At 56.7% G+C, this 23,212-nt stretch carries 20 protein-coding genes, 3 tRNA genes and 2 pseudogenes; 10 read left to right on the forward strand and 15 right to left on the reverse strand.

Annotation, left to right across the window (positions count from 1 at the left end; genetic code table 11):
• The first annotated feature begins 64 nt into the window (after window positions 1-64).
• The gene (locus ACR3EH_RS17820; RefSeq protein ID WP_171183377.1) at window positions 65-1,684 is read left to right on the forward strand and encodes a long-chain-fatty-acid--CoA ligase; all 1,620 of its coding nucleotides are present in this window, start codon (window positions 65-67) and stop codon (window positions 1,682-1,684) included.
• Window positions 1,685-1,703: 19 nt separating this feature from the next.
• Here ACR3EH_RS17820 and ACR3EH_RS17825 read toward each other — a convergent pair.
• Window positions 1,704-1,778, reverse strand: a tRNA-Asn gene (locus tag ACR3EH_RS17825).
• A 297-nt stretch (window positions 1,779-2,075) separates the two neighbouring features.
• On the opposite strand from ACR3EH_RS17825, the gene ACR3EH_RS17830 reads away from it, so the two are divergent.
• The gene (locus tag ACR3EH_RS17830) at window positions 2,076-2,732 is read left to right on the forward strand and encodes a hypothetical protein (protein ID WP_171675591.1); all 657 of its coding nucleotides are present in this window, start codon (window positions 2,076-2,078) and stop codon (window positions 2,730-2,732) included.
• 231 nt (window positions 2,733-2,963) lie between these two features.
• On the opposite strand, the gene ACR3EH_RS17835 is transcribed toward ACR3EH_RS17830, so the two are convergent.
• Window positions 2,964-3,038, reverse strand: a tRNA-Asn gene (locus ACR3EH_RS17835).
• A gap of 76 nt (window positions 3,039-3,114) precedes the next feature.
• Complete coding sequence (locus tag ACR3EH_RS17840) at window positions 3,115-4,029, reverse strand: MBL fold metallo-hydrolase (RefSeq protein ID WP_171183375.1); 915 nt, start codon at window positions 4,027-4,029, stop codon at window positions 3,115-3,117.
• A gap of 44 nt (window positions 4,030-4,073) precedes the next feature.
• On the opposite strand from ACR3EH_RS17840, the gene ACR3EH_RS17845 reads away from it, so the two are divergent.
• Complete coding sequence (locus ACR3EH_RS17845; RefSeq protein ID WP_171090275.1) at window positions 4,074-5,393, forward strand: ATP-binding protein; 1,320 nt, start codon at window positions 4,074-4,076, stop codon at window positions 5,391-5,393.
• Window positions 5,394-5,491: 98 nt separating this feature from the next.
• Window positions 5,492-6,028 carry a hypothetical protein gene (locus tag ACR3EH_RS17850; protein WP_171090273.1) on the forward strand — a complete coding sequence of 179 codons (537 nt, stop codon included), beginning with the start codon at window positions 5,492-5,494 and terminating at the stop codon, window positions 6,026-6,028.
• Between the two features lie 147 nt (window positions 6,029-6,175).
• On the opposite strand, the gene ACR3EH_RS17855 is transcribed toward ACR3EH_RS17850, so the two are convergent.
• Window positions 6,176-6,252 (reverse strand) — tRNA-Ile (locus ACR3EH_RS17855).
• 107 nt (window positions 6,253-6,359) lie between these two features.
• Here ACR3EH_RS17855 and purM point away from each other — a divergent pair.
• The 3 genes from purM (at window position 6,360) to rnd (ending at window position 9,270) form a co-directional block, all read left to right on the forward strand.
• A complete protein-coding gene (gene purM, locus ACR3EH_RS17860) occupies window positions 6,360-7,406 on the forward strand; it encodes a phosphoribosylformylglycinamidine cyclo-ligase (protein ID WP_171668303.1) in 1,047 nt (348 codons plus the stop codon).
• Window positions 7,403-7,999 (forward strand): phosphoribosylglycinamide formyltransferase, encoded by a 597-nt coding sequence (purN, locus tag ACR3EH_RS17865; RefSeq protein ID WP_171675589.1) that lies wholly within the window; start codon window positions 7,403-7,405, stop codon window positions 7,997-7,999. Before purM ends, purN begins: the two co-directional genes overlap by 4 nt.
• 113 nt (window positions 8,000-8,112) lie before the next feature.
• Window positions 8,113-9,270, forward strand: coding sequence for a ribonuclease D (rnd, locus tag ACR3EH_RS17870; protein ID WP_171675587.1), 1,158 nt, complete (start codon window positions 8,113-8,115; stop codon window positions 9,268-9,270).
• Window positions 9,271-9,276: 6 nt separating this feature from the next.
• Here the strand turns inward: rnd and ACR3EH_RS17875 are convergent, their stop codons facing one another.
• Window positions 9,277-9,807: a hypothetical protein gene (locus ACR3EH_RS17875; protein WP_171183367.1), complete on the reverse strand. Its 531-nt coding sequence runs from the start codon at window positions 9,805-9,807 to the stop codon at window positions 9,277-9,279.
• A 139-nt stretch (window positions 9,808-9,946) separates the two neighbouring features.
• Here ACR3EH_RS17875 and ACR3EH_RS17880 point away from each other — a divergent pair, with 139 nt between their 5' ends.
• Window positions 9,947-10,357, forward strand: coding sequence for a SufE family protein (locus tag ACR3EH_RS17880; protein WP_171183366.1), 411 nt, complete (start codon window positions 9,947-9,949; stop codon window positions 10,355-10,357).
• A 2-nt stretch (window positions 10,358-10,359) separates the two neighbouring features.
• Here the strand turns inward: ACR3EH_RS17880 and ACR3EH_RS17885 are convergent, their stop codons facing one another.
• Together ACR3EH_RS17885 and ACR3EH_RS17890 are read right to left on the reverse strand one after the other, a co-directional pair.
• Entirely contained in the window at window positions 10,360-11,019 is a 660-nt protein-coding gene (locus ACR3EH_RS17885; protein ID WP_171183364.1) for a DUF1638 domain-containing protein, read from the reverse strand.
• A gap of 240 nt (window positions 11,020-11,259) precedes the next feature.
• Window positions 11,260-11,958 carry a corrinoid protein gene (locus ACR3EH_RS17890; protein WP_171090262.1) on the reverse strand — a complete coding sequence of 233 codons (699 nt, stop codon included), beginning with the start codon at window positions 11,956-11,958 and terminating at the stop codon, window positions 11,260-11,262.
• 281 nt (window positions 11,959-12,239) lie between these two features.
• On the opposite strand from ACR3EH_RS17890, the gene ACR3EH_RS17895 reads away from it, so the two are divergent.
• Window positions 12,240-13,298, forward strand: a complete 1,059-nt coding sequence (locus ACR3EH_RS17895) for a PA0069 family radical SAM protein (RefSeq protein WP_371808436.1) — start codon at window positions 12,240-12,242, stop codon at window positions 13,296-13,298.
• A 131-nt stretch (window positions 13,299-13,429) separates the two neighbouring features.
• On the opposite strand, the gene gltA is transcribed toward ACR3EH_RS17895, so the two are convergent.
• The gene (gene gltA / locus ACR3EH_RS17900) at window positions 13,430-14,725 is read right to left on the reverse strand and encodes a citrate synthase (protein ID WP_171090260.1); all 1,296 of its coding nucleotides are present in this window, start codon (window positions 14,723-14,725) and stop codon (window positions 13,430-13,432) included.
• 122 nt (window positions 14,726-14,847) lie between these two features.
• The gene (gene gltX / locus ACR3EH_RS17905) at window positions 14,848-16,248 is read right to left on the reverse strand and encodes a glutamate--tRNA ligase (protein ID WP_171647030.1); all 1,401 of its coding nucleotides are present in this window, start codon (window positions 16,246-16,248) and stop codon (window positions 14,848-14,850) included.
• Between the two features lie 78 nt (window positions 16,249-16,326).
• Between gltX and ACR3EH_RS17910 the strand changes: the two genes are divergently transcribed.
• The gene (locus tag ACR3EH_RS17910; RefSeq protein WP_171675585.1) at window positions 16,327-18,375 is read left to right on the forward strand and encodes a ComEC/Rec2 family competence protein; all 2,049 of its coding nucleotides are present in this window, start codon (window positions 16,327-16,329) and stop codon (window positions 18,373-18,375) included.
• Here the strand turns inward: ACR3EH_RS17910 and lexA are convergent.
• The 6 genes and pseudogenes from lexA to ACR3EH_RS17940 form a co-directional block, all read right to left on the reverse strand.
• Window positions 18,369-19,066 (reverse strand): annotated as a pseudogene (gene lexA, locus ACR3EH_RS17915) (transcriptional repressor LexA). The gene ACR3EH_RS17910 and the pseudogene lexA sit on opposite strands and share 7 nt — an antisense overlap.
• Before the next feature lie 78 nt (window positions 19,067-19,144).
• Window positions 19,145-20,317, reverse strand: a complete 1,173-nt coding sequence (locus ACR3EH_RS17920) for a molybdopterin molybdotransferase MoeA (protein ID WP_171183360.1) — start codon at window positions 20,315-20,317, stop codon at window positions 19,145-19,147.
• The gene (gene moaC, locus ACR3EH_RS17925; protein ID WP_171090250.1) at window positions 20,314-20,787 is read right to left on the reverse strand and encodes a cyclic pyranopterin monophosphate synthase MoaC; all 474 of its coding nucleotides are present in this window, start codon (window positions 20,785-20,787) and stop codon (window positions 20,314-20,316) included. Before moaC ends, ACR3EH_RS17920 begins: the two co-directional genes overlap by 4 nt.
• Window positions 20,787-21,598, reverse strand: a pseudogene (gene trpC, locus ACR3EH_RS17930) (indole-3-glycerol phosphate synthase TrpC). The gene moaC and the pseudogene trpC overlap by 1 nt, the downstream one beginning before the upstream one ends.
• Window positions 21,595-22,614 (reverse strand): anthranilate phosphoribosyltransferase, encoded by a 1,020-nt coding sequence (trpD, locus tag ACR3EH_RS17935; protein WP_171090246.1) that lies wholly within the window; start codon window positions 22,612-22,614, stop codon window positions 21,595-21,597. Before trpD ends, trpC begins: the two are co-directional and overlap by 4 nt.
• Window positions 22,611-23,192: an anthranilate synthase component II gene (locus ACR3EH_RS17940; RefSeq protein WP_171090244.1), complete on the reverse strand. Its 582-nt coding sequence runs from the start codon at window positions 23,190-23,192 to the stop codon at window positions 22,611-22,613. Before ACR3EH_RS17940 ends, trpD begins: the two co-directional genes overlap by 4 nt.
• Between the last annotated feature and the right edge of the window lie 20 nt (window positions 23,193-23,212).

The raw sequence follows: 23,212 nt of genomic DNA on the forward strand, positions 1-23,212 counted from the left end.
CTGTTAATGTCAGATGGATAAGGCAGGGGTCATTTAAGACGCCGCCAATGACGGGAGGATGTCCATGCTGGGACAGATGATGACGCAGCCTTTGCTGATTTCGTCACTGATTGATCACGCAGAGCGCTACCATGGCCAGACCAGTATTGTCTCGGTCGAGACAGATGGAACGGTCACCAAAACCAACTGGGCCGAGATTGCGGTGAACGCCCGACGCCTGGCATCGGCGTTGACTGGACTGGGATTGGAACCGCAAGACAGGATCGGGACTCTGGCTTGGAACAACCGGCGGCATCTGGAGATATACTACGCGACGTCAGGCTCTGGCTTTGTTTGCCATACGGTCAATCCGCGCCTGTTCCCCGAGCAAATGACCTACATCATCAATCACGCTCAGGATCGTGTGCTGTTCTTTGATGCAACTTTCATTCCGCTTGTGGCTGCACTGCATAGTGCGCTTACAGAGGTCAGGCACTTTGTCTTGATGGGGCCGCGCAATGAAGAGGCAGCGTCACAGATCCCTGATCTCAAATTCTACGACGAACTGATCGAAACAGGAGACGCCGGGTTCGTATGGCCTGATTTGGATGAAAACACCGCATCAAGCTTGTGTTACACCTCTGGCACGACGGGCAATCCGAAGGGCGTGTTGTATTCCCATAGGTCTACGTTGCTGCACAGCTTCGCGTCGAACACAAAAGATGTGATCGGGTATTCGGCGATGGACGTCGTCATGCCTGTTGTGCCGATGTTCCACGTCAACGCTTGGGGGTCGCCCTATGCCTGTGCCATGTCAGGATCACGACTTGTGTTGCCCGGGCCGGATTTGCACGGAGAAGCATTGGTCAACCTGATCGACACTTATGGAGTGACGCTGGCCATGGGGGTGCCCACCATTTGGCAAGGTCTGCTGGCCCATGCCGCCAAATGCGGGACCGAGTTGAAAAGCCTGGATCGAACAGTGATTGGCGGGGCAGCCTGCCCGCCCTCGATGATCGAAACCTTCCGCGAAAACTATGGCGTCGACACGGTTCACGCCTGGGGCATGAGCGAGATGAGCCCTCTGGGTACAGCAAACTACCCTCTGGCCAAACACATGCAGTTGCCGTCGGAAGAACAGCACGCAGTCCGTCTGAGCCAGGGTAGACCGCCCTTTGGGGTCGAGCTGAAAATCGTCGATGATGATGGCAATGACCTGCCACATGACGGCGAAACGCAAGGCGATCTGATGGTGCGGGGGCATTGGGTTCTGGACAGCTACTTTTTGTTGCAGGATCAGCAGCTTCTGCAAGACGGCTGGTTTGCCACTGGGGATGTCGCCACGCTGGACCCGGATGGCTACATGACCATCCGTGACAGATCCAAAGATATCATCAAATCCGGTGGCGAATGGATCAGTTCGGTCGAGCTTGAAAATATCGCGGTCGCGAATCCCAAGCTTGCAACTGCCGCTGTTGTGGGCGTGCCGCACCCGAAATGGGATGAAAGGCCCTTGCTGGTCGCTGTGAAGGCTGAAGGTGAAGACCCAAGCGAAGACGAATTGCTGCGTTTCTTTGAAGGCAAGATTGCCAAGTGGCAGATCCCGGACAAAGTGGTCTTTGTCGATGCACTTCCGCTGAACGCAACGGGGAAGGTCCTTAAACGCAACCTGCGCACGGATTTCGAAGACGCCCTGAAGGGCTGAAAAAAGTTTTAAGTAAGAATGGCTCCGGCGGTAGGGATCGAACCTACGACCAATTGATTAACAGTCAACTGCTCTACCGCTGAGCTACGCCGGAACGGTTCGCGCCGTATAGCAATCGAATTACCGGTCGTCCAGAGGGTGTATGAGTTTTTTCAGTGATTTCTAGTGATGCGTTTGCCTGCCGTTACAACCGGCTTTTTCAGAGTTGAATTGGATGGATTTGGTTCCGGTGGCGGGGTTGGTTGAGCGACGTTGTTTTGCCCGCCATTGGGATTTCCAACGCGAAGATCTTGACCAGAGGTGCCCGGCGCTGTGGCCGTATTTCAATAGAGCATCCGGGCTGTTTTACGCAGACACCTGAGGCGGTCTTGTTGTTTTCAACAAGGTGTGCTTGGTTGAAATGATTAAGGAAAATCAGAAATTAAGTGTTGCACATATCATAAATCAGCCAATCAAGGGATCAAACAAATCCAAGGATAGCGAAACTGGAATGACGCCTGAGAGCGCCGAATTGCAAAAGGGTCAAGAACCCGAAAATTCTACCTTTGATCTGGAGTTCAGCTTCGAGTTGGATCGCGCAAAACTTGAAACGGCCAAGCAGCAATTGCACGATTCTATGAAGCGATCTTCCGACTTTGTTGGCGCTTTGGTGCGGCTGGGAATATTGGCGACCCTCGCGGCATTTATCCATGCCCGAAGTCAAGAGTATCCCAGCGATGCTTTCTATGGGCAAAGCTTGTTCGTTTTTTCTGTTTTTCTGTTTTTCACTTGGCTTGTTTTGGCTCTGAAAACCACTGGCTATGTGGTTTTCGAGATAATGGCGTTAAAAGTTACAGTATTTCAGTGGTTTGACTCGAAAATAAACAGCGTAGAAGAAAGTAATCCGAACAAGCCTAGCCACAATTTTAAGGTTCAGTTGTTGAAAGGAACACTTATCGGAAGCGCTGTACTGTTTTGGTTGGTTGCTTTCAGCGCCCTGATCACTTTGATCTATGGAGTGGCTATCAGTGCATTTTATGAAATTCCGGAGTTTGTAAAAAATCGGTGAAGCTTTCCAAATGGACTTGGAAGAATATCCAGTTCCTTTCCAAGCAAAATCTGATGTGGCGTTAGTTGGCGGGGCGGTCAGTCAGATCTTTGAAAGCAGTTATTCCAAGTTCAAAATCAATCCGAGCCGATCAACAATCAACCGATAGTTGCCGAGGCACGCGCCATCAACGGAAGCCAATGATATGACTGACTTGATATAACTTGGGTGTTTGAGTTGGTGATCACTTGTTGGCTCCGGCGGTAGGGATCGAACCTACGACCAATTGATTAACAGTCAACTGCTCTACCGCTGAGCTACGCCGGAACTGAGGCGCGTATAGCAACCCGGATTTCCGGCGTCCAGAGGGGAAGCGCGCGAAGCGCAAAAATTTTTCTAGGTTTCAGCCGATGCGATGAAACTTGGCTGTGACAGACATTTCTCCGCGTGGGAGAACTTTGTTTTTTCCAAACAGATCAACAAGGTGCGCAAAGACGTTCCGCTCGGCAGCAGGTAATAGGGCAGTGGGTGTGTCGGTATAGATACGCTCGGCCAGTTGTCGGGCTGTGCCGTCTGCCTGTTCCAATGCAGACAGAATCTGAGCCTCGCGGGTTAGCCGATGCTGGATCAACCAGTCCAGACGCTCGGCGGGGTTTGTAATTGGTGCCCCGTGCCCTGCGTGGAATACCGACCAGCTCCGGGCACGCAGGCGGCGGCAGGCCGCCATGAAATCCGTCAAATCTCCGTCCGGGGGTGAGACTAACGAACTGGCCCAACCCATCACGTGGTCTGCCGTGAAACAGGTGTTCTGCCAGCCCAGAGCGATGTGATTTCCCAGATGGCCGGGGGTGTGAATGACCTCCAACTGCCAACCGTCACCAGCAATGACCTCACCGTCTTCGACTTCCACATCCGGGCGAAACGCCGAGTCGATACCTTCGCCACCTCCGGTCATACCTTGCGCGACCAAATCGGTCATGACGTCGCTTCGTCCCGCCTCTGGCCCGCCAAAGGCATAGATCGGAGCGCCTGACCTTTGTGATAGGGGCGCAGCAAGGGGGGAATGATCCAGATGCGTGTGCGTCACGACAATATGGCTTATCTTTTGCCCCGGCTTCAAAGCATCGAGAATCGCGTTCAGATGCGCCTCGTTTTCAGGGCCGGGGTCGATCACAGCGATGTCTCGATCCCCAAGCAAATAAGTGTTGGTACCACGGTAAGTCATGGGCGACGGATTCGGGGCCAGAATGCGCCACAGCCCCGGTTGCAGATCGACCGCAATACCTGCGGTTGGATTGAAATCGTCAGGTGCCTGCATTCTGCGCTCTTCCTCTTATCCGGGCGGCCCGCTAGGTTTAGCCCATGTCTTCGCAATGGCTCAAACCCTATCTGCCTCGCAGCCTTTACGCCCGCGCCGCCTTGATTCTGGTTTTGCCGGTGATCGTGTTGCTGCTTGTGGTGGGCATTGCGTTTATTCAGAAACACCTGGAAGACGTCACCGGGCAGATGACAAGCGCCGCCTCGCGCGAAGTGACCCTGATCACCACGATGATCGCAGATGCTGAAACCCAGCAAGAGGCTGTGGCCGCGATGCGCCCCGATTTGCAAGCCCTTGAAATGCAGGCGCGTTTTCTGGGCGTGAACGAAGAACCGATGATAGGGGCGCGGCGTTGGTATGATTTCATTGCACCGCAAGTTCAGGCTGACCTTCAGGCGAATTTGCCCGATCTGGTTGCCGTTGCTCTGCCAACCAGCCGCGAGGCGCGGGTCTATATGCAAACGCACCTTGGCGTGTTGCAACTGACCTTTGATCGGCGCAGGTTGTCACCGGTTGCGCCGCACCAGTTGATCGTGACGATGGTGTTTTTCGCGGTGATCATGACCACGATTTCCTTTCTTTACATGCGCAACCAATTGCGGCCGATCACGCGATTGGCCGATGCTGCGCAGGCGTTTGGTCGGGGGCGGGTCGTGCCGTACACCCCCGGTGGTGCAATCGAAGTACGCGCGGCCGGGAATGCGTTCCTGGACATGCGCGCCCGGATCGAACGTCAGATCGAACAACGAACCTTGATGCTTTCTGGTGTCAGCCATGACCTGCGCACGCCGCTGACCCGTCTGAAGCTCGGACTGTCCATGCTGCCCGAGGATGAGGCCGCACCTTTGCAGCAGGACGTGACAGAAATGCAGTCTTTGCTGGACGCTTTTCTGGATTTCACACGTGGCGCTGCGGAAGGGTCCCCCGAGGAGGTGCAGCCCGACGTGTTTATTCGCCAGATCGTCGAGGATGCTAAGCGCGCCGGGCATCAGGCCGATTTAATTGGGGTTGAGGGGCAGGGGACAGTTATGTTGCGCCCCATGGCCATTCGCAGGGCCGTTGAGAACCTGATCGGAAATGCGGTGCGTTATGGATCACGCGCTGACGTGAGCTTGACGCTGAATCCCAAGTCTATGCGTATCCGTGTCGAAGATGATGGTCCTGGTATTCCAGTCGAGGAACGCACCGAAGCGGTCAAGCCTTTCACCCGACTTGACCCTGCGCGCAATCAGAACAAAGGCAGCGGCGTAGGGCTGGGATTGGCGATCGTGGCGGATATTGCCCGTGCTCATGGTGGAACCTTGCGGCTGGCAAAAAGCGAGCGTTTGGGCGGGCTTTGCGCCGACATTATTATCGGTCGGTAGCCAAAATTCCCTTGCTAAATAAATGCATGCAGTTTTGTGATTTTGTATAAGCATGTCATTCTAACCCCAGTTTTCAAACGACGTGGGGTTCAGAGAAAATGATTAAAGCAGCTCTTAGCAATATCGAGAAAGTCGTTGTTACTGTCACTTCATTGTTTGCGCTTGTTCCGATCACGCAATTCGCACGGGAAGCCGAAGATCGAAAATTCGAACGCATGGCAAGCTTCATTGCGCTTGGCGATACCTGCAGCAATTGGATGCAGGAAGAAGTGATTCAGGGGATGGCGTTTGAGCTGAAGCACTTTGTCCAGGAAGACGCAGACGAGTTCGCACCTATTCCGGTTCAGGTCCGAGCAAACCAGGTGATCTATTGTTCTTACGTTCTGGATTACTTCCAAGCCGAGTTCGCAAAAGTCTATGGCCCGCCAGATCCGGATCAGGAGTACTACGAACCAACTGCGGATGAATACTTGGCCATGCTGTATGACGCATCACATTGGTCCGTTCCGATCGATTTTAAAGACTACCTTGTGACCGTCAGAAACCTGCCAAATTCTGCTGGGACACATACGTTCTACGAAACACAAAGCCCCTGGTGGCTGGCTGATAGCGTAGAAGAGTTTCTGGAGTATTAATTCCGCCGGTCTGCGGTGTTTTGGCAGGATCTACGTTTTGTATCGCTGTGCAAACAGGCCAGACATTTCGACTTCGCGGGGTTCGGCACGCCAATTGGCCCAAGGGCGAAACGTTTATCTTTTCTGTCAAAGCGTTAGGCGGTGATTTGGTAGGCCCGGCAGGACTTGAACCCGCAACCAAAGCGTTATGAGCGCTCTGCTCTAACCAATTGAGCTACAGGCCCGCCACGGCGTCTTGCCTATCACGGTGAACGCCCGCGTCAAGCCTGACCGTTGCAACATGTTGCACAATCGACTAACCCGCCCGCAAAGCATTCATGAGGGACCGACCATGACAGCGGGTAAGAACGGAATCACCTATGCCGATGCAGGCGTGGATATTGACGCGGGCAACGCTCTGGTCGATCGGATCAAGCCCGCCGCCAAGCGGACCAACCGCCCCGGCGTGATGAGCGGGCTGGGTGGCTTTGGTGCGTTGTTCGATCTGAAGGCCGCCGGGTATCAGGACCCGATCCTGGTGGGCGCAACAGATGGCGTGGGCACCAAACTTCGGATTGCGATTGATACCGGTGTTGTGGATGGGGTCGGCATCGATCTGGTGGCCATGTGCGTCAATGACCTGATCTGTCAGGGGGCCGAGCCTCTGTTCTTCCTGGATTATTTTGCGACTGGCAAGCTGGACACTGACACGGCAGCGCGGATCATCGAAGGCATTGCCGAGGGGTGCGCGCAATCCGGTTGTGCGCTGATCGGGGGCGAGACGGCTGAGATGCCGGGCATGTATCCCGATGGTGACTTTGATCTGGCCGGGTTCTCGGTTGGTGCGATGGAACGTGGTGCGGATTTGCCCGCGGGTGTTCAGTCGGGTGACGTGCTGCTGGGTCTGGCCTCGAACGGTGTGCATTCCAATGGCTATTCTCTTGTGCGCAAACTGGTCGAACTGTCAGGGCTGGGCTGGGACGCGCCGTCGCCTTTCGGTGAAGGATCGTTGGGTGAGGCCCTGCTGACGCCCACGCGCCTGTATGTCAAACCAGCTTTGGCTGCGGTCCGCGCCGGTGGCGTTCACGCGCTGGCCCATATCACAGGCGGTGGTCTGACCGAAAACTTGCCGCGGGTGTTGCCCGAGGGGTTGGGGGCCGAGATCCATCTGGACAGCTGGCAATTGCCACCCGTCTTCAGCTGGATGGCGGAAACCGGTGGCATCGTCGAAGCCGAAATGCTCAAGACCTTCAACTGCGGCATCGGCCTGATTGTGGTGTGCCAGGCAGACAAGGCGGATGAGTTGTCGACCTTGCTGTCCGACGCCGGTGAAGCAGTTGCGCGGATCGGCACCGTGACCAAGACGCCCGGCGTTGCCTATTCGGGCAAATTGCTGTGAGCCACAAGCGCGTCGCGATTCTGATTTCCGGCGGTGGGTCGAACATGGTGTCGCTGGTCGACAGTATGACCGGTGATCATCCGGCGCGGCCTTGTTTGGTGCTGTCCAACGATGCACAGGCAGGCGGGCTGAAAAAAGCTGCGGACCGTGGCATTCCGACCGCAGTGGTTGATCACCGCCCGTTCAAGGGGGACCGCGCCGCGTTTGAGGCCGAGCTTTTGAAGCCCTTGCAAGAGGCACAGCCGGACATTGTATGCTTGGCAGGTTTCATGCGCGTGCTGACGGGGGATTTTGTGTCCAGGTTTCAGGGGCGGATGCTGAACATCCACCCCTCTTTGCTGCCGAAATACAAAGGTTTACACACCCATGCCCGCGCCATTGAGGCGGGTGACTCCGAACATGGCTGCTCGGTTCATGAAGTAACAGCAGCGCTGGATGATGGCCCGATTTTGGGGCAGGCACGGGTGCCTGTCGAGCGGGGCGATACCCCGGATTTACTTGCTGCGCGAGTGCTGGTTCAGGAGCATGTGCTCTACCCCGAAGTGTTGCGCCGTTACGCTGAAGGCAACAGGTCGCCCGTCCTGTTGCCCTGAACCCGCTCTGGGTGATTTACACCTGCCCGATAATCGGCCTATGGTCGACGGTAACGCTCGGGACGTAGAAAAACGGGCAGTCACAAAAACCAAGAGCGATACTAGTACGGCGCATGAAAACCCTGACGACGACGCAAGAGCTGGCCGACTTCTGTAAGGCCGCTGCAGGCTATCCTTATATCACTGTCGACACCGAATTCCTGCGCGAGCGGACGTATTACTCCAAACTCTGCCTCGTGCAATTGGCGGTCCCTTCCGAAGACGAAGACAGCGCGGTTCTGGTGGATCCGCTTGCTGATGATTTGTCGCTGGAACCGCTTTATGAGCTGTTCCGCAATGAAGACGTGGTCAAGGTTTTCCATGCTGCCCGTCAGGATCTGGAGATCTTCTGGGTCGAGGCCGGGGTGTTTCCTGACCCTCTGTTTGACACACAAGTCGCTGCAATGGTCTGCGGCTTTGGTGAACAGGTGGGTTACGAGACTTTAGTGCGCAAGATCTGCAAGCAGGGAGTCGACAAGACTTCTCGGTTCACGGACTGGTCTCGGCGTCCGTTGACAGACGCGCAGAAAACCTATGCGTTGGCTGATGTCACCCATCTTCGCAAGATTTACGAACACCTGGCGGCTGAACTTGAGAAGACAAAGCGCAGCCATTGGGTAGGGGAAGAACTGCGCACGCTGACGCAGCCTGCCACCTATGACATTCGCCCGGAAGAGGCATGGAAACGGGTCAAGACGCGGACAAATTCGGCCAAGTTTCTGGCTGTGGTGCGGGAACTGGCCCAGTTTCGCGAAGCTTACGCGCAGGAAAACAACGTTCCTCGGAACCGGGTTTTCAAGGACGATGCGCTGATTGAACTGGCGTCAACCAAACCCAAAACGCCCTCGGATCTGGGCGGATCGCGTCTATTGCTGCGCGAGGCACGAAAGGGTGCGATTGCCGAAGGTATTTTGGCCGCGGTAAAACGTGGGGTGAATTGCCCTGCGGATAAGCTGCCTAAGGTCGACACGTCGCGGGACAAGCTGAAGGTCAACCCGGCATTGGCCGACTTGCTGCGCGTTCTTCTAAAATCCAAAACAGAAAGTTCCGGCGTAGCTGCCAAACTGATCGCCACAAGCTCTGAACTGGATCAGATCGCCGCCGGCGAGCGCGACTTGCCCGCCATGGCAGGCTGGCGGTTTGAAGTCTTTGGTGAAGACGCGCTGAAACTTTGTGAAGGCAAGATCGCGCTGGCCGCCAAGGGGCAGGCCGTCAAAGTGGTCTCGCTTTAGCGGCGCTTAGCGTCGCCGCGATTCCAACGCGTTCTGCTGCCCGACCACGCGAACCAGTCGAATACCTTCAAGATCCTGACGGCTGACGTTGACTGCGTCCGACACCATGCGGGTACGTTCGGACCCTTGCAGTGTTTGTGCGCTGGGATAGTTCACCAGGAACTCAAATTCCATTGTGCCGTTCTTCTCGTTTTCTTCCGAGTTCACACGAACCAGGCGCGCATTGTAGGCACCCTGACGGACGGCCGTTCCCGTAGCATAAATGATCGCTCCGGTGGGAGTGGCATCGATGCGCAGTTCGTCTATCTGACCGATCCGAATGCTGGAGTCCGCGATATTCGGGCGCGAAAACAGGCCCGTGCCTTGTCTTTGCTGAGGCACCAAAGCATCAGCTGCGTTAGGGTCCGGCGGTGTTTCAGTTTTAACCGATCTGCTGGAGCCAAACCAATTCGACGGGTTCACCCGAGAATCACGCCAGCCGCTGCATGCAGTCAGGGTCAGCGTGGCGATGATAAGAACGGACAGAGATTTTTGCATAGACCCACAGCTTTTCACACGAATTCAAGCAATGGGTTAGCGCAATTTCCTCGCCTTGAAAAGCCACTGCAGGGCTGGACAGAAGGTGGTCGTCGGCATAGGTCACTGGTGGTATTGCAATCAAAAGGATCGCCGCGCCATGGCCACGCCCGCCTTTGAGGACATTGTCGAAGATTTCGAGTTTCTGGAGGACTGGGAAGACCGGTATCGCCATGTCATCGAACAGGGCAAGGCGATGGATCCGCTGGATGACGCGTTCAAAGTTCCTGCCACCAAAGTAAATGGGTGTGCCAGTCAGGTTTGGCTGCATCCCATGATCGAAGGGGGCGTGTTCAAATTTGACGGCGACAGCGACGCACTGATCGTGCGGGGGCTGATTGCCGTCCTGCGGTCTTTGTACAATGGATTGCCCGTGGCAGAAGTGCCCAAGGTCGATGCCGGGGCTGAACTGGCGCGTTTGGGATTAAATGATCATCTGTCGGCACAGCGATCAAACGGCCTGCGCGCCATGATCGAACGCATACGGCAGGTGGCCCAGGAAAACGCGTAAGGTCAGGTCGGACGGTTTGCCCAATCTGTCAAAGTGGTTTCCAGATCGCCATAGCCGGTGAAACGGCGTTCGAACTCTAACCCCATACGGTCCGCACATTCACGGGCGCGCGCGGTCAGGTCCGGGTTATCGATCTGGGCCTGATAGATCAGCTTTGTGTAGTTGCCAAAATACATGTCACGCAGCTCTGGGTGACGATCCAGCCCCAAGGGCTTCCAGACGAAAGCGTCGAATTGCCGGGCTAAAAAGTCTGTCAGATAGAAGGCCGTGGTCTCATCTTCGCCGCGCGCCTCAAAGGCTTGGTTGCCTTCGAAGAACGAGTAACAATGGGGACCTTTCACCATTTCGACCCCAAGTTTTTCGCAGGCTTGTTGTAAAAGGCCGCCGGTTCCACAGTCAGCGTAGACCACATAGATTTTGTCGAATTTGTCCCGGTGTTTGGCCACAGCATCTTCTACGGCCTGCGTGATCCTTTCCGGGTGAACATGCAGAATCGCGGGCAGACACGTTAATTCCATATGGTCCCAGTGATTACGTGTTTTGATGTCCAGAATCTCTCGGGCCAAAGCCCCGCAAGCGATCAGAAGGATACGACCCGACTCGGCGCTGGAATAACCTTTGGTTGTCAGACTGTTATCATCGGGCAGGGCGTCTTTTTGCATGGTGTGGCGTCCTTTGAATCTGTTCTTAGAAGAAGATGAATATCAATGATGAGCAAGCCTTGTTCCGACCTCTGAAGGCAGGCTGCCGACGTCATCGGCTTGGTTTTGCAGCCCGACGTTTTGTGTCGACGGCTTCTTGAGAAAAGTCGCTTCTTAGTGTTCCGGTTTTTCATGCCATTGGTTTGAAACGAAAAAGGGCTGCCCAGTTCGGGCAGCCCTTTGGGTGAAATTTCAGATAGTTTAGCCAGCCAATTGGTTGTGCTTGCGGCCTACAAAGTCCTTTGCAGTTTCCACTGCAACAGCCGCGTCACGGCAGTAAGCGTCTGCGCCGATGGCTTTGCCAAACTCTTCGTTCAGCGGGGCACCGCCAACCAGAACGATATAGTCGTCACGCACACCTTGTTCGACCAGTGTGTCGATGACCACTTTCATGTAAGGCATTGTGGTGGTCAGCAGGGCGGACATGCCCAGAATGTCGGGCTGCTCGGTTTCCAGTGCTTCCAGGTAGTTTTCGACCGGGTTGTTGATACCGATATCGACAACTTCAAACCCAGCGCCTTCCATCATCATCGACACAAGGTTCTTGCCGATGTCGTGGATGTCGCCCTTGACGGTGCCGATCACCATCTTGCCAACGCGCGGTGCGCCGGTTTCGGCCAGCAGTGGCTTCAGGATCGCCATACCGCCCTTCATGGCGTTGGCGGCCAGCAGAACTTCGGGCACGAACAGAATGCCGTCGCGGAAGTCATGGCCCACAATGGTCATGCCACCGACCAGAGCTTTGGTCAGAATGTCATAAGGGGTCCATCCACGCTCCAGCAGGATGTTGGTTCCTTCTTCGATCTCTTCTTTCAGACCATCGTAGAGATCGTCGAACATCTGCTCGACAAGTTCGTCGTCGTTCAGTTCGGACAGGATGATGTCTTCTTCGTCGGACATGGGGTATTCCCTGTGCTGGGCGGGCCATCGGCCCGTGGTGGCATTTTTTCCGTTTTGGCCAAAACGTCGCATTCTGACTGTGACGATTGCGACGTCGGTCGTTTCGGGACCGACCTATATGTCAAAAAAACGCGCGGCTCGAATGAAAAATCTGCATGATTATCGTGCACTCCGCTTGATCGCTCCTATTTGGACTGACGCAGGGATGACTTGCGCAGGGCTTGTGTCGGCCGTATGTTCCGATGAGAACATAACGCGAACAAATTGCTGAAGTGAATGCTGTGCCCACCGTAAAAGCCAGAGGAACACGTACAAACACCGCCGGACGGTTCGAGCGCTTCGCCACCGTCGTTGTCGATGACGGATGGGACAGTGACGAAACCCTACCGCTGCTGCGCACCGAAACACGGGATGAGGTAGCGCGTAGTGCGATTACGTATAATCGGTCTCCGGATTTGCCGTTTGACCGTTCCATCAATCCGTATCGGGGGTGCGAACATGGCTGTGTCTATTGTTTTGCCCGGCCCAGTCATGCCTATCTGGGTCTGTCTGCCGGGCTGGATTTCGAAACCCGCCTGACGGCGCGTCCCAACATGAGCTGTGTTCTGCGCAAAGAATTGTCGTCCAAGTCTTATAAGGTCGCGCCGCTGGCTATAGGAACAAACACGGACCCGTATCAGCCGATCGAGAAAGATCGCCTGATTACAAGGTCCTGCCTTAAGGTGTTGCACGAGTTCAACCATCCGGTTGCAATTGTCACCAAGGGCGCTCTGATTGAGCGGGATCTGGACATTCTGACTGAAATGGCCAGCCGTGGATTGGTGCGCGTCGGGATCTCGCTGACCACTTTGGATCCCGCTTTGTCGCGTCGGATGGAACCTCGTGCACCGTCACCGCAGCGGCGTCTGCGCATGATCCGCACACTGACCGAGGCCGGGGTTCCGGTGCGTGTGATGACATCTCCGATTGTGCCCGGGCTGACGGATCATGAACTTGAGAACCTGCTTGAGGCGGGGCAGGCGGCCGGAGCAGATGCCGCCAGTTGGATCATGCTGCGATTGCCACGCGAGGTGTCGCAGTTGTGGCAGGATTGGTTGGCCGAACACCAACCGGCACGGGCAGAAAAAGTGATGTCCAAGCTGCGCGACATGCACGGTGGGCGGGACTATGACCCGCGTTGGGGGCACAGAATGCGGGGCGAGGGCGAATACGCCGGGATTATTGCCCAAAGGTTTTCGACAGCCTGCAAACGGTTGGGGCTTTCTGTTAAATCTGCGCCCCTTCGCTGCGATCTGTTTGCTATTCCACCGCAACCGGGTGACCAAATGAGCTTGTTCTGAAGCCCAAATAGCACATCTGGTTTGGCCGAAGGTTTTTGTTGCGAAAGCAACGGGTTGTGCAGGTGCGTAGTGCTCGATGAAAAAGGCCCCGTTAAAACGGGGCCTTAAAAACGTCTGGGAAGTTTGATGTATCAGCGGTTTTCGATATCCACGTAATCCCGAAGCGTTTCGCCCAGATACAACTGGCGCGGACGCCCGATCTTGTTCTGAGGATCGGCAATCATCTCTTTCCACTGGCTGACCCAGCCCACGGTGCGCGACAGGGCAAAGATCGGCGTGAACATGGACGTCGGGAAGCCCATCGCTTCGAGGATGATGCCCGAATAGAAGTCCACGTTCGGGAACAGTTTCTTCTCGGCGAAATACGGATCTTCCAGCGCTTCGCGCTCCAGTTCCTTTGCAACCTGCAGTTTCGGGTTGTTTTCAACGCCCAACAGATCCAGCACTTCGTCGGCCGATTGCTTCATCACTTTGGCGCGCGGGTCAAAGTTCTTGTAGACACGGTGACCAAAGCCCATCAGGCGGAACGGATCGTTCTTGTCTTTGGCGCGCGCGATGTATTCGGGGATACGATCCACAGTGCCGATCTCTTCCAGCATCTCTAGGCATGCCTGGTTCGCACCGCCGTGCGCCGGACCCCAAAGGCAAGCGATACCTGCGGCAATACAGGCGAACGGGTTCGCGCCAGAAGACGAAGCCAGACGCACGGTCGAGGTCGAAGCGTTCTGCTCGTGATCGGCGTGCAGGGTAAAGATACGGTCCATCGCGCGGCTGAGGATCGGGTTCACCTCATATTCTTCGGCGGGAACGCTGAAACACATGCGCAGGAAGTTGGACGCATAGTCCAGATCGTTGCGCGGATACACGAAGGGCTGACCGGTGTGATACTTATAGGCCCAGGCCGCAATCGTCGGCATCTTGGCGATCAGGCGATGCGATGCGATTTCACGTTGCTGCGGGTCCGAAATGTCGGTCGAGTCGTGATAGAAGGCCGACATTGCACCGACAACACCGACCATGATGGCCATCGGGTGCGCGTCGCGGCGGAAACCGCGATAGAAATACTGCATCTGCTCGTGCAGCATGGTGTGACGGGTGATCGTTGTTTCGAACTTCTCCAGATCTTTTGCCGCTGGCAATTCTCCGTAGAGCAGCAAATAGCAAACCTCGAGGAAGTGCGATTTCTCGGCCAGTTGGTCGATCGGATAGCCCCGGTGCAGCAGCTCGCCTTTTTCGCCGTCGATATAGGTGATGGTGCTGTCGCAGCTGGCGGTCGATGTAAAGCCCGGGTCATAGGTGAAGACCCCAGCCTGTCCGTAAAGCTTACGAATATCGACAACATCAGGCCCGGCGGTAGGGGAATGAACTGGCAACTCGTATTCTTTGCCGTGAACAGTCAGAGTGGCTGTTTTGTTGCTGTCAGTCATAGTTGTCCCTTCTTCATTCATGCGCACGCCGGACAGACCGCCAGCGATACGGGCAACGACTGCGCGCGGACGCGCAATCCGGGTGTTAGCGGAGCAGCGTTACCCGTTTATGAAGATTGGGTTTATTTCGCTGCCTCAGAAAGCCGCGCCAGGGTTTCATCCCGCCCCAGCACCAGCATCATGTCAAAAACCGAAGGTGTGACGGCCCGACCTGCCAGCGCAGCCCGTAGCGGACCTGCCAGCTTGCCGAACTTGAGCTCCTTTGACTCGGCAAAGGAATTCAGGGCCTCCTCCAGTTCGTTCCGGGACCAGCTAACATTTTGCAGCTGCGGCGTCAATTCCGACAGTATACCATCGGATACAGATGCCAGCGCCTTTGCGGCCTTTTCATCCGGAACAATTGGGCGCTGGGTCAGTGCAAAATGCGCTTTTTCAAGGAGTTCCGGGAAAGTACGCGCCCGATCCTTGAGGCAATACATCGCACGTTCCAGATCACCAGATTGTGTCGGAGTGAGAGCAGGAAGGTCTGCTGCCGCGAGGTAATCCTCAATTTCTTGCCGCAATGCAGCATTGTCTGAGATTGCAATATGCTGCCCGCAGAGATTTTCCAGCTTTTTCAGATCGAAACGGGCCGGGCTTTTGCCGATTCCGTCCAGATCGAACCAGTCTTTTGCCTGCGCATCCGTGAAGAATTCGTCATCACCGTGACTCCAGCCCAAACGCGCCAGGTAATTGCGCATTCCAGCCGCGGGATAGCCCATGGCCTGATATTCCTGCGCGCCCAGTGCGCCATGACGTTTCGACAATTTCTTGCCGTCGGGTCCGTGAATCAGCGGGATATGTGCCCAGACCGGAACGTCCCAGCCCATTGCCTCATAGATCATCATCTGACGCGCGGCGTTATTCAGGTGATCGTCGCCGCGAATAACGTGGGTGACGCCCATGTCGTGATCGTCGACCACCACCGCCAGCATGTAGACTGGTGTGCCGTCCGAACGCAGCAGGATCATATCGTCCAGCTGGTCATTGCGGATGGTGACATCGCCTTGAACCTGATCGCGGATCACTGTCGCACCGTCTTGTGGCGCTTTGATGCGAATGACAAATGGCGCATCGGGATGTGTTGCCGGATCAGCGTCGCGCCACGGGCTGCGGAACAGGGTCGATTTACCCTCGGCTCGTGCCTGTTCGCGGAAGGCAGCAATTTCTTCCTGTGTCGAGAAGCACTTGTAAGCCTTGCCTTCGGCCAGCAATTGATGCGCAACCTCGGCGTGGCGGGCCGCCCCTTCGAACTGGCTGATTACGTCGCCGTCATGGTCCAGACCCAGCCATGCCATACCCTGCAGGATTGCGGCGGTTGCTTCGGGGGTCGAGCGTTCACGGTCGGTGTCTTCAATCCGCAACAGGAATTTGCCGCCACGACCCCGAGCATAGAGCCAATTGAACAGCGCGGTGCGTGCGCCACCGATGTGCAGAAAACCGGTGGGTGAAGGGGCAAAGCGGGTGACGACCTGGTCGGACATGATGGGGATTAACCTTTTGGTAACCGTATCTGGCATAGTTTGTCGCCTGTCTAACGAGCCCGAAGGACGGGGGCAACCATGCGTGTTCTTGCACGGGTCGAGGCCGCGCTGCTGTGCCAAACGGGGTATCTGTTCCCGTGGACGCCGGTCTTGCTTGCGACCGGGATCGGTCTGTATTTTAGCATTCGGGCTGAGCCTGAATTGCTGGACTATGCTGGTCTGGCCGGCCTTTGCGCGGTTCTCATCACTGTGCGCCGCTGGCTTGCGCCGGGGGTGGGTTCGTTGGCCATCGGGGGGGCGCTGATCGCTGTTGGTTTCTGCCTGGCAGGTGCTCGCGCCCATATGGTGGCAGAGCCGGTTCTGTCATGGCGATATTATGGCCCCATCGAGGGGAGGGTCGTCGCCATGGACCGGTCTGCCTCGGATGCGTTGCGGTTGACGCTTGATCAGGTACGCATAGGGGACGTACCGCAGGAGCGAAGGCCGCAGCGCGTCCGTCTTTCCGTTCATGCCTCAACCGGACCTATTGCACCGGGGCAGAGGATTATGACGACGGCGCATCTGTCTCCGCCACAGGGGCCGGTGGAACCCGGTGGGTTCGATTTTCGCCGCCATGCCTGGTTCCAGAGTTTAGGCGCGGTGGGGTACACACGCGTCCGTGTTCTGACCATCGCACCAGCCTCGGCCGGGATCGAGGGCGTTCGGGTAACCGCCATCCGCATGGCCATATCGAGGCGCGTGAAAGAGATACTTCCGGGCGAAGTCGGCGGTTTTGCTGCCGCTGTGACCACAGGTGATCGCAGTGGTATGGGGCAAGATACGTTATCGTCGCTGCGCGCTTCGAACCTAGCGCATCTGCTGGCGATCTCGGGATTGCATATGGGGCTGCTGACGGGCTTTGTGTTTGTGGCCTGTCGAGTTGGTTTGTCGCTGTTTCCGCCGCTTGCACTGCGGTTGCCTGTTCGAAAGGTGGCTGCGGTATGTGCATTGGTTGCGGCGACTATCTATCTGATGCTCTCTGGCGGTAACTTTGCAACCGAGCGCGCGTTTGTCATGGTCACGGTCATGTTGGGCGCGGTGCTAATTGACCGCCGGGCGATCTCGCTGCGCGCTGTGGCGGTTGCGGCGGTGATCGTTCTGCTCCTCAGACCGGAATCGCTCCTGAGCCCAGGGTTCCAGATGTCATTTGCGGCCACAACTGCTCTGGTCGCCGTGTTCGGAGCGCTGCGCGAAGTCGGCCCTATGCCCGGACCAAAATGGCTTAAACCAGTGGTTGGCGTGCTCATGTCTTCGGCCATTGCCGGGCTTGCGACGGCTCCGATTGGTGCAGCGCATTTCAACACCATGTCGCACTATGGCCTTTTGGCGAACCTGCTTTCAGTTCCGGTCATGGGTTTGTTAGTCGTCCCGGCGGCCGTGGTTGCAGCGCTATTGGCGCCTCTGGGGCTTGAGGCGATACCCCTGACGGTGATGGGGTGGGCGTTGGAGTGGATCTTGACGGTATCACATTGGGTTTCGCAGATGGATGGCGCACAAGGCTTTGTGGTCAGCCCGCCGTGGTACGTCCTGCCTCTCATTGCCTTGGGTGCCTTGTGGATTGCCTTGTGGCAGGGACACGCGCGGTGGGTCGGGATGGGCCCGCTTGCGGCTGCTTTTTTGCTTTGGACTGCGGGACAGCGTCCCGACGCCCTGATTGCTGAAACCGGAGGGTTGGTGGGCGTGATGACCGAACAAGGCCGCGCGCTTAGCAAAAGCAAAGGCAGCGGGTTTGTTGCAACCGTTTGGCTTGAGAATGACGGGGATGGTGTCGATCAGTCACAGGCTGCGCTCAGGTGGCCCGAGGCGAACACGATCCAGCGCTACCTGTTGAAAGATCGGGAGATTATCCACCTGACCGGCAAAAGGGCTGCAAACGGGTTTGACGAATGCAAGGCAAACCAGATCATCGTCTCTGCCGTGGCTCTGAATTTGAAAGGGCCGTGCGGGATTTTTGACCCCGATCGCTTGTACGAAACCGGCAGCCTGTCTGTTCTGGACGGAAAGCTGATATCAAGTGCCGCGCTGACAGGGCAAAGGCTTTGGTCCCCGAACGCGCCCGGGGACCTTCGGTCCAAGCGGGATCAGTAGGTCCGGATCAGGCCCACAAGGCGACCTTGCACCTTTACCTTTTCTTCGGGCAGGACACGCGTCTCGTAGACCGGATTGGCAGCTTCAAGCGCGATGGCGTTGCCCCGGCGGAAATAACGCTTCAATGTCGCTTCCTGATCCTCGACCAAGGCAACCACAATGTCGCCATTATCTGCTGTCGACGTTTCCCGGATCACCACCACATCACCGTCGTTGATTCCGCGTCGATCATCGAATCTCCACGAACTTCCAACGCATAATGTTCGCCCTTGCCGGAGACCATGGGGCCGGGGACAGCAACATGGTGCGAGACATGGCTGATGGCCTCAATGGGAACACCAGCCGCAATCCGACCCATGACCGGCAGTTCCAGCGCGTCGACTGACACTGGTTCCACATTCGCAGGGCGGCGGCCTTCCGGTTTGTCACCTTCGATAACCCGCGGCGTAAACCCGGCTGTGGGTTCGCCACCTAGGCTTTCGGGAAGTTTCACGATCTCAATCGCGCGGGCGCGATGGGCAAGGCGGCGGATAAACCCGCGTTCTTCCAGCGCGGTAATCAACCTGTGGATGCCGGATTTCGACCGCAGATCGAGTGCGGCCTTCATTTCGTCGAAACTGGGCGGAACACCGTCCGCCTGCACGCGTTTGTGGATGAATTCCAGCAAATCCAATTGCTTCTTGGTCAGCATCGCTCACACCTCGTCGCTCATGCGTTTTCTTTTGTTCTACGCATGTTCACGTTTTGTGTCAACGGATTTGAGAACATCTCAGATCGGCAGGTACTGAACCGTTTCCCCGATTTCACGGGCTGGATCGTGCGGTTGTCGGACCAAAAGCGCATTGGCCTGCGCCAGAACGCTGAGAAGCGAGCTGTCCTGATCGGCGCAGGCCGCAATGCCTGTGTCGCTTAGAACCGCGCGCATGTAATGCTCTCGCGGCCCGTTTTCCAGCAAGGGTTCCGTAAGTTGCGCTGTAAGGAAAGGCGGCACCACGTGGTCCAGGCCCAGCATCCGGCGTACCATCGGTGCCAGAAACAGATAGCCGCAGACCATGGCGCTGACCGGGTTACCGGGTAAGCCAACCATAGCCGTTTTGCCGATACGTCCGGCCATCAGTGGTTTTCCGGGGCGCATTCGGATCTTGTAGAATGACCGTTCCATGCCCAATCCCTGCGAGACATCCGAGACAAGGTCATAATCGCCAACCGACGCGCCGCCGATTGTGACGACAAGATCGGCCCCTTGTGCCAGGCCAAATGCAGTTTCAAGCGAGGAAACGGTGTCGTGCGCAATGGGCAGAACGCGCACCTTTGCTCCCAATCCCTCAAGCAGAGCCTGCAACCCGAATGTGTTCGAGGCGATGATCTGATCTGGGCCCGGCTCTTCTCCGGGCATCACCAACTCGTCGCCGGTGGAGATCAGGGCAATCACCGGTTTGCGCGCAACCGTGACGCGTGGGGTGTTCATTGCAGCCATCAGGGCCACATCCTCGGGCCGGATCAAACGGGGTGCTGAAATGGAGGTACCGATTTCAAAATCCACGCCAGCAGGGCGGATATTGGTTTTGGAACCGGGTTCGTCGGTAATCGTGATCAGGTCGCCACGTCGGTCGGTATCTTCCTGAATGACCACAAAATCCGCGCCCTCGGGCACTGGCGCACCGGTGAAAATGCGCACCGCCTGACCGGGACCGACCTGGCCCTCAAACCGATGGCCGGCCGCGGATTCGCCGACCACCTTGAACATGGCGTGCAGCTCAACTTCGGCGGCCTTCACCGCATACCCATCCATCGACGATGCCGCGAAGGGAGGTTGGTTCCGCCCCGCTACAACATCCTGCGCCAATACACGCCCGGCGGACTGAGCCAGAGGAACCTCTTCCGAAGGTAAAACCCCCACCAGATCGAACAGCAGGGCGCGCGCCTCTTCGACCGTGATCATTTCGCCTCGTAACGTCCTGATTTACCACCATCTTTCAGAAGAACGCGGATGCCACCAATCTCCATCGCCTTATCGACGGCCTTTGTCATGTCATAGACTGTCAAAGCCGCGGTTGAGACTGCGGTCAGGGCTTCCATCTCAACGCCGGTCTGTCCCGAGGTCTTGACCGTGGCCTCGATCTGAACACCCGGTAGATCGGGATCAAGCGTCAGTTCAACTGCGACTTTGGTGACTGGAAGAGGGTGACACAACGGGATCAAGTCGGGCGTCTTCTTTGCACCCATGATGCCCGCCAGACGGGCGATGCCCAGCACGTCACCTTTTTTTGCGCGACCTTCTGAAATGATTTCAAAGGTTTCCGCTGCCATCTTGATATGACCGGCAGCGACAGCGACACGGTCGGTCACGTCCTTGTCCGACACATCAACCATATGCGCCTGACCTTGAGCATCAAAATGAGTTAGCGGCATCACATCACTCCGGGGATCAGAGGGTTGGATAGGATATGACGCGTGGCGGCCTCAACATCGTCCTGACGCATCAGGCTTTCGCCGATCAGGAAGCAACGGGCACCGTAGCGGGCGATCTCCTCAGGTCGTCTGATGTTCCAAGGCCACTTTCACAAACGATGGTGCGGTCTGCCGGCACCAGCTTGGACAGGTGCCGCGTGGTGTCCAAAGTGGTCTCGAAGGTCTTGAGATTGCGGTTGTTGATGCCGATCAACGGGCTTTTCAGCTGTGCTGCGCGTTCCAGTTCCGTTTCGTCATGCACTTCGATCAGAACATCCATACCCCAATCGAAAGCAGTTTGTTCCAGTTCCGCCGCCTGATCATCGCTGACGGATGCCATGATGATCAGAATGCAATCTGCGCCAAGCGCGCGGGCTTCGACCACCTGATAGGGGTCGTACATGAAATCCTTGCGCAAAGCGGGCAGGGAAGTCGCCTCGCGGGCCTGCGTCAGATATTCCTTTGCACCCTGAAAGCTTGGGGTGTCGGTCAGCACGGACAAACACGCAGCACCACCATCCTCATAGGCTTTGGCCAGTACAGGCGGGTTGAAATCCGGACGGATCAGACCCTTGGACGGGCTGGCTTTCTTGACCTCGGCAATCAGGCCATAGCCTTGCCGCGAGGCGGATTGCAAAGCTTCGGCAAAGCCACGGGTTTCCGATGCAGCCCGTGCCTCACTTTCCAGTGTTTCCAAAGACTTCTGCGCTTTGTCGGCCGCGACCTCTTCTAGTTTGTAGGCTTTGATTTTGTCCAGTACGGTCTCGGTCATTCGGCTTCCTGTGTCTTGCGTGCCAGAGCGGCGATTTTTTCTTTGGCTTTGCCGCTGTCGATGCTCTCGGCGGCCATGGCAACCCCGTCGCGCAGGTCGTTTGCGGCTTCGGCGACAACCAAAGCGGCGGCCGAGTTCAGCAGTACAGCGTCACGATACGCGGATGGGGCTCCGTCCAACAGGGCGCGGAAAGCGACAGCGTTTTCTTCCGGTGTGCCGCCGATGATGTCTTCGAATGGATGCACGGGCAGACCCGCATCTTCGGGGTGTAGCTCGACTTCTTTGATCGTGTCATCTTCCAAAGCGGCGACCCAGCTGATGCCGGTGATCGTGAGTTCGTCCGTCCCGTCCGAGCCATGCACCAGCCACGCGCGGTCTGATCCAAGCAAGCCAAGCGTTTCGGCCATTGGCCGGATCAGGTCACGACTGAACGCGCCGGTCAATTGCCGTTTGACACCAGCAGGGTTCGTCAGAGGGCCAAGAATGTTAAAGATTGTGCGTGTGCCCAACTCCTGGCGTGATGGCATGACATGAGCAATGGCCGGATGATGCATCGGGGCCATCATGAAGCCAATACCAACGTTTTCCAGAGCGGATTCAACGACTTGCGGGCCAACCATAACGTTGATCCCCATCTGACCCAACGCGTCCGCCGCACCCGATTTCGAACTGAGGTTCCGGTTGCCATGTTTGGCAACGGTGACACCGGCGCCCGCAACCACAAAAGCCGTCGCGGTCGAGATGTTCAGTGTGCCTTTGCCGTCGCCGCCTGTGCCCACGATGTCCATCGCGCCTGCCGGGGCGGTCACAGCGTTGCATTTTGCCCGCATCACAGCAGCGGCAGCGGCGTATTCATCGACTGTTTCACCCCGTGTGCGCATGGCCATCAAAAGCCCACCGATCTGGCTGGGCGTGGCTTCGCCATCGAACAGGATGGCAAAGGCTTTTTCAGCTTCGTCACGAGTCAAAGGGCGATCGGCAGCGGCTCCGATCAGCGGTTTCAGCGCGTCGCTCATGCGGGGACTTTCAGTTCTTGCAGGAAGTTCTTGAGCAGAGCGTGGCCGTGCTCGGAGGCAATGGATTCCGGGTGGAACTGGACGCCATGAATGGGCAGTTCCTTGTGTTGCAACCCCATTATGGTGCCGTCTTCCAATTCAGCCGTGATCTCAAGACAGTCTGGCAGGGTTTCGCGTTCCACGATCAATGAATGGTACCGCGTTGCCTCAAACGGAGAAGGCAGCCCCGCAAACAGACCCTTGCCTGTGTGATTCATCGTTCCCATTTTACCATGAACAATCTCGTGGCATCGGATGACCTTACCGCCAAAAACCTGACCGATGGTCTGATGCCCCAAACAAACCCCAAGCAATGGTGTTTTGGTTTCTGCGGCGGCTTCGGTCAACGCAAGGCAAATCCCGGCCTGGTCCGGGTCGCAGGGGCCGGGGCTTAGCAGGATACCGGCGGGGTTCATGGCCATCGCTTCCTGCACATCCAGCGCATCATTTCGGCGAATAACCATTTCGGCACCAAGTTCGCCTAAATAATGTACCAAATTGTAGGTAAACGAGTCGTAGTTGTCGATCAGCAGCAGCATATGGGCACTTATCTTCGCTT

It is taken from the genome of Ruegeria sp. BG7, from assembly GCF_056535685.1.

Excerpts from the sequence above, each read along its gene's own strand:
- ACR3EH_RS17880 (WP_171183366.1), top strand. The coding sequence starts at position 9,947 with ATGGCCACGCCCGCCTTTGAGGACATTGTCGAAGATTTCGAGTTTCTG.
- ACR3EH_RS17875 (WP_171183367.1), bottom strand. The coding sequence starts at position 9,807 with ATGCAAAAATCTCTGTCCGTTCTTATCATCGCCACGCTGACCCTGACT.
- trpD (WP_171090246.1), bottom strand. The coding sequence starts at position 22,614 with ATGAGCGACGCGCTGAAACCGCTGATCGGAGCCGCTGCCGATCGCCCT.
- gltA (WP_171090260.1), bottom strand. The coding sequence starts at position 14,725 with ATGACTGACAGCAACAAAACAGCCACTCTGACTGTTCACGGCAAAGAA.
- rnd (WP_171675587.1), top strand. The coding sequence starts at position 8,113 with ATGAAAACCCTGACGACGACGCAAGAGCTGGCCGACTTCTGTAAGGCC.
- ACR3EH_RS17820 (WP_171183377.1), top strand. The coding sequence starts at position 65 with ATGCTGGGACAGATGATGACGCAGCCTTTGCTGATTTCGTCACTGATT.
- ACR3EH_RS17845 (WP_171090275.1), top strand. The coding sequence starts at position 4,074 with ATGTCTTCGCAATGGCTCAAACCCTATCTGCCTCGCAGCCTTTACGCC.
- ACR3EH_RS17840 (WP_171183375.1), bottom strand. The coding sequence starts at position 4,029 with ATGCAGGCACCTGACGATTTCAATCCAACCGCAGGTATTGCGGTCGAT.
- ACR3EH_RS17890 (WP_171090262.1), bottom strand. The coding sequence starts at position 11,958 with ATGTCCGACGAAGAAGACATCATCCTGTCCGAACTGAACGACGACGAA.
- purM (WP_171668303.1), top strand. The coding sequence starts at position 6,360 with ATGACAGCGGGTAAGAACGGAATCACCTATGCCGATGCAGGCGTGGAT.
- moaC (WP_171090250.1), bottom strand. The coding sequence starts at position 20,787 with ATGCCGCTAACTCATTTTGATGCTCAAGGTCAGGCGCATATGGTTGAT.
- ACR3EH_RS17910 (WP_171675585.1), top strand. The coding sequence starts at position 16,327 with ATGCGTGTTCTTGCACGGGTCGAGGCCGCGCTGCTGTGCCAAACGGGG.
- gltX (WP_171647030.1), bottom strand. The coding sequence starts at position 16,248 with ATGTCCGACCAGGTCGTCACCCGCTTTGCCCCTTCACCCACCGGTTTT.
- ACR3EH_RS17850 (WP_171090273.1), top strand. The coding sequence starts at position 5,492 with ATGATTAAAGCAGCTCTTAGCAATATCGAGAAAGTCGTTGTTACTGTC.
- ACR3EH_RS17920 (WP_171183360.1), bottom strand. The coding sequence starts at position 20,317 with ATGATCACGGTCGAAGAGGCGCGCGCCCTGCTGTTCGATCTGGTGGGG.
- ACR3EH_RS17940 (WP_171090244.1), bottom strand. The coding sequence starts at position 23,192 with ATGCTGCTGCTGATCGACAACTACGACTCGTTTACCTACAATTTGGTA.
- ACR3EH_RS17885 (WP_171183364.1), bottom strand. The coding sequence starts at position 11,019 with ATGCAAAAAGACGCCCTGCCCGATGATAACAGTCTGACAACCAAAGGT.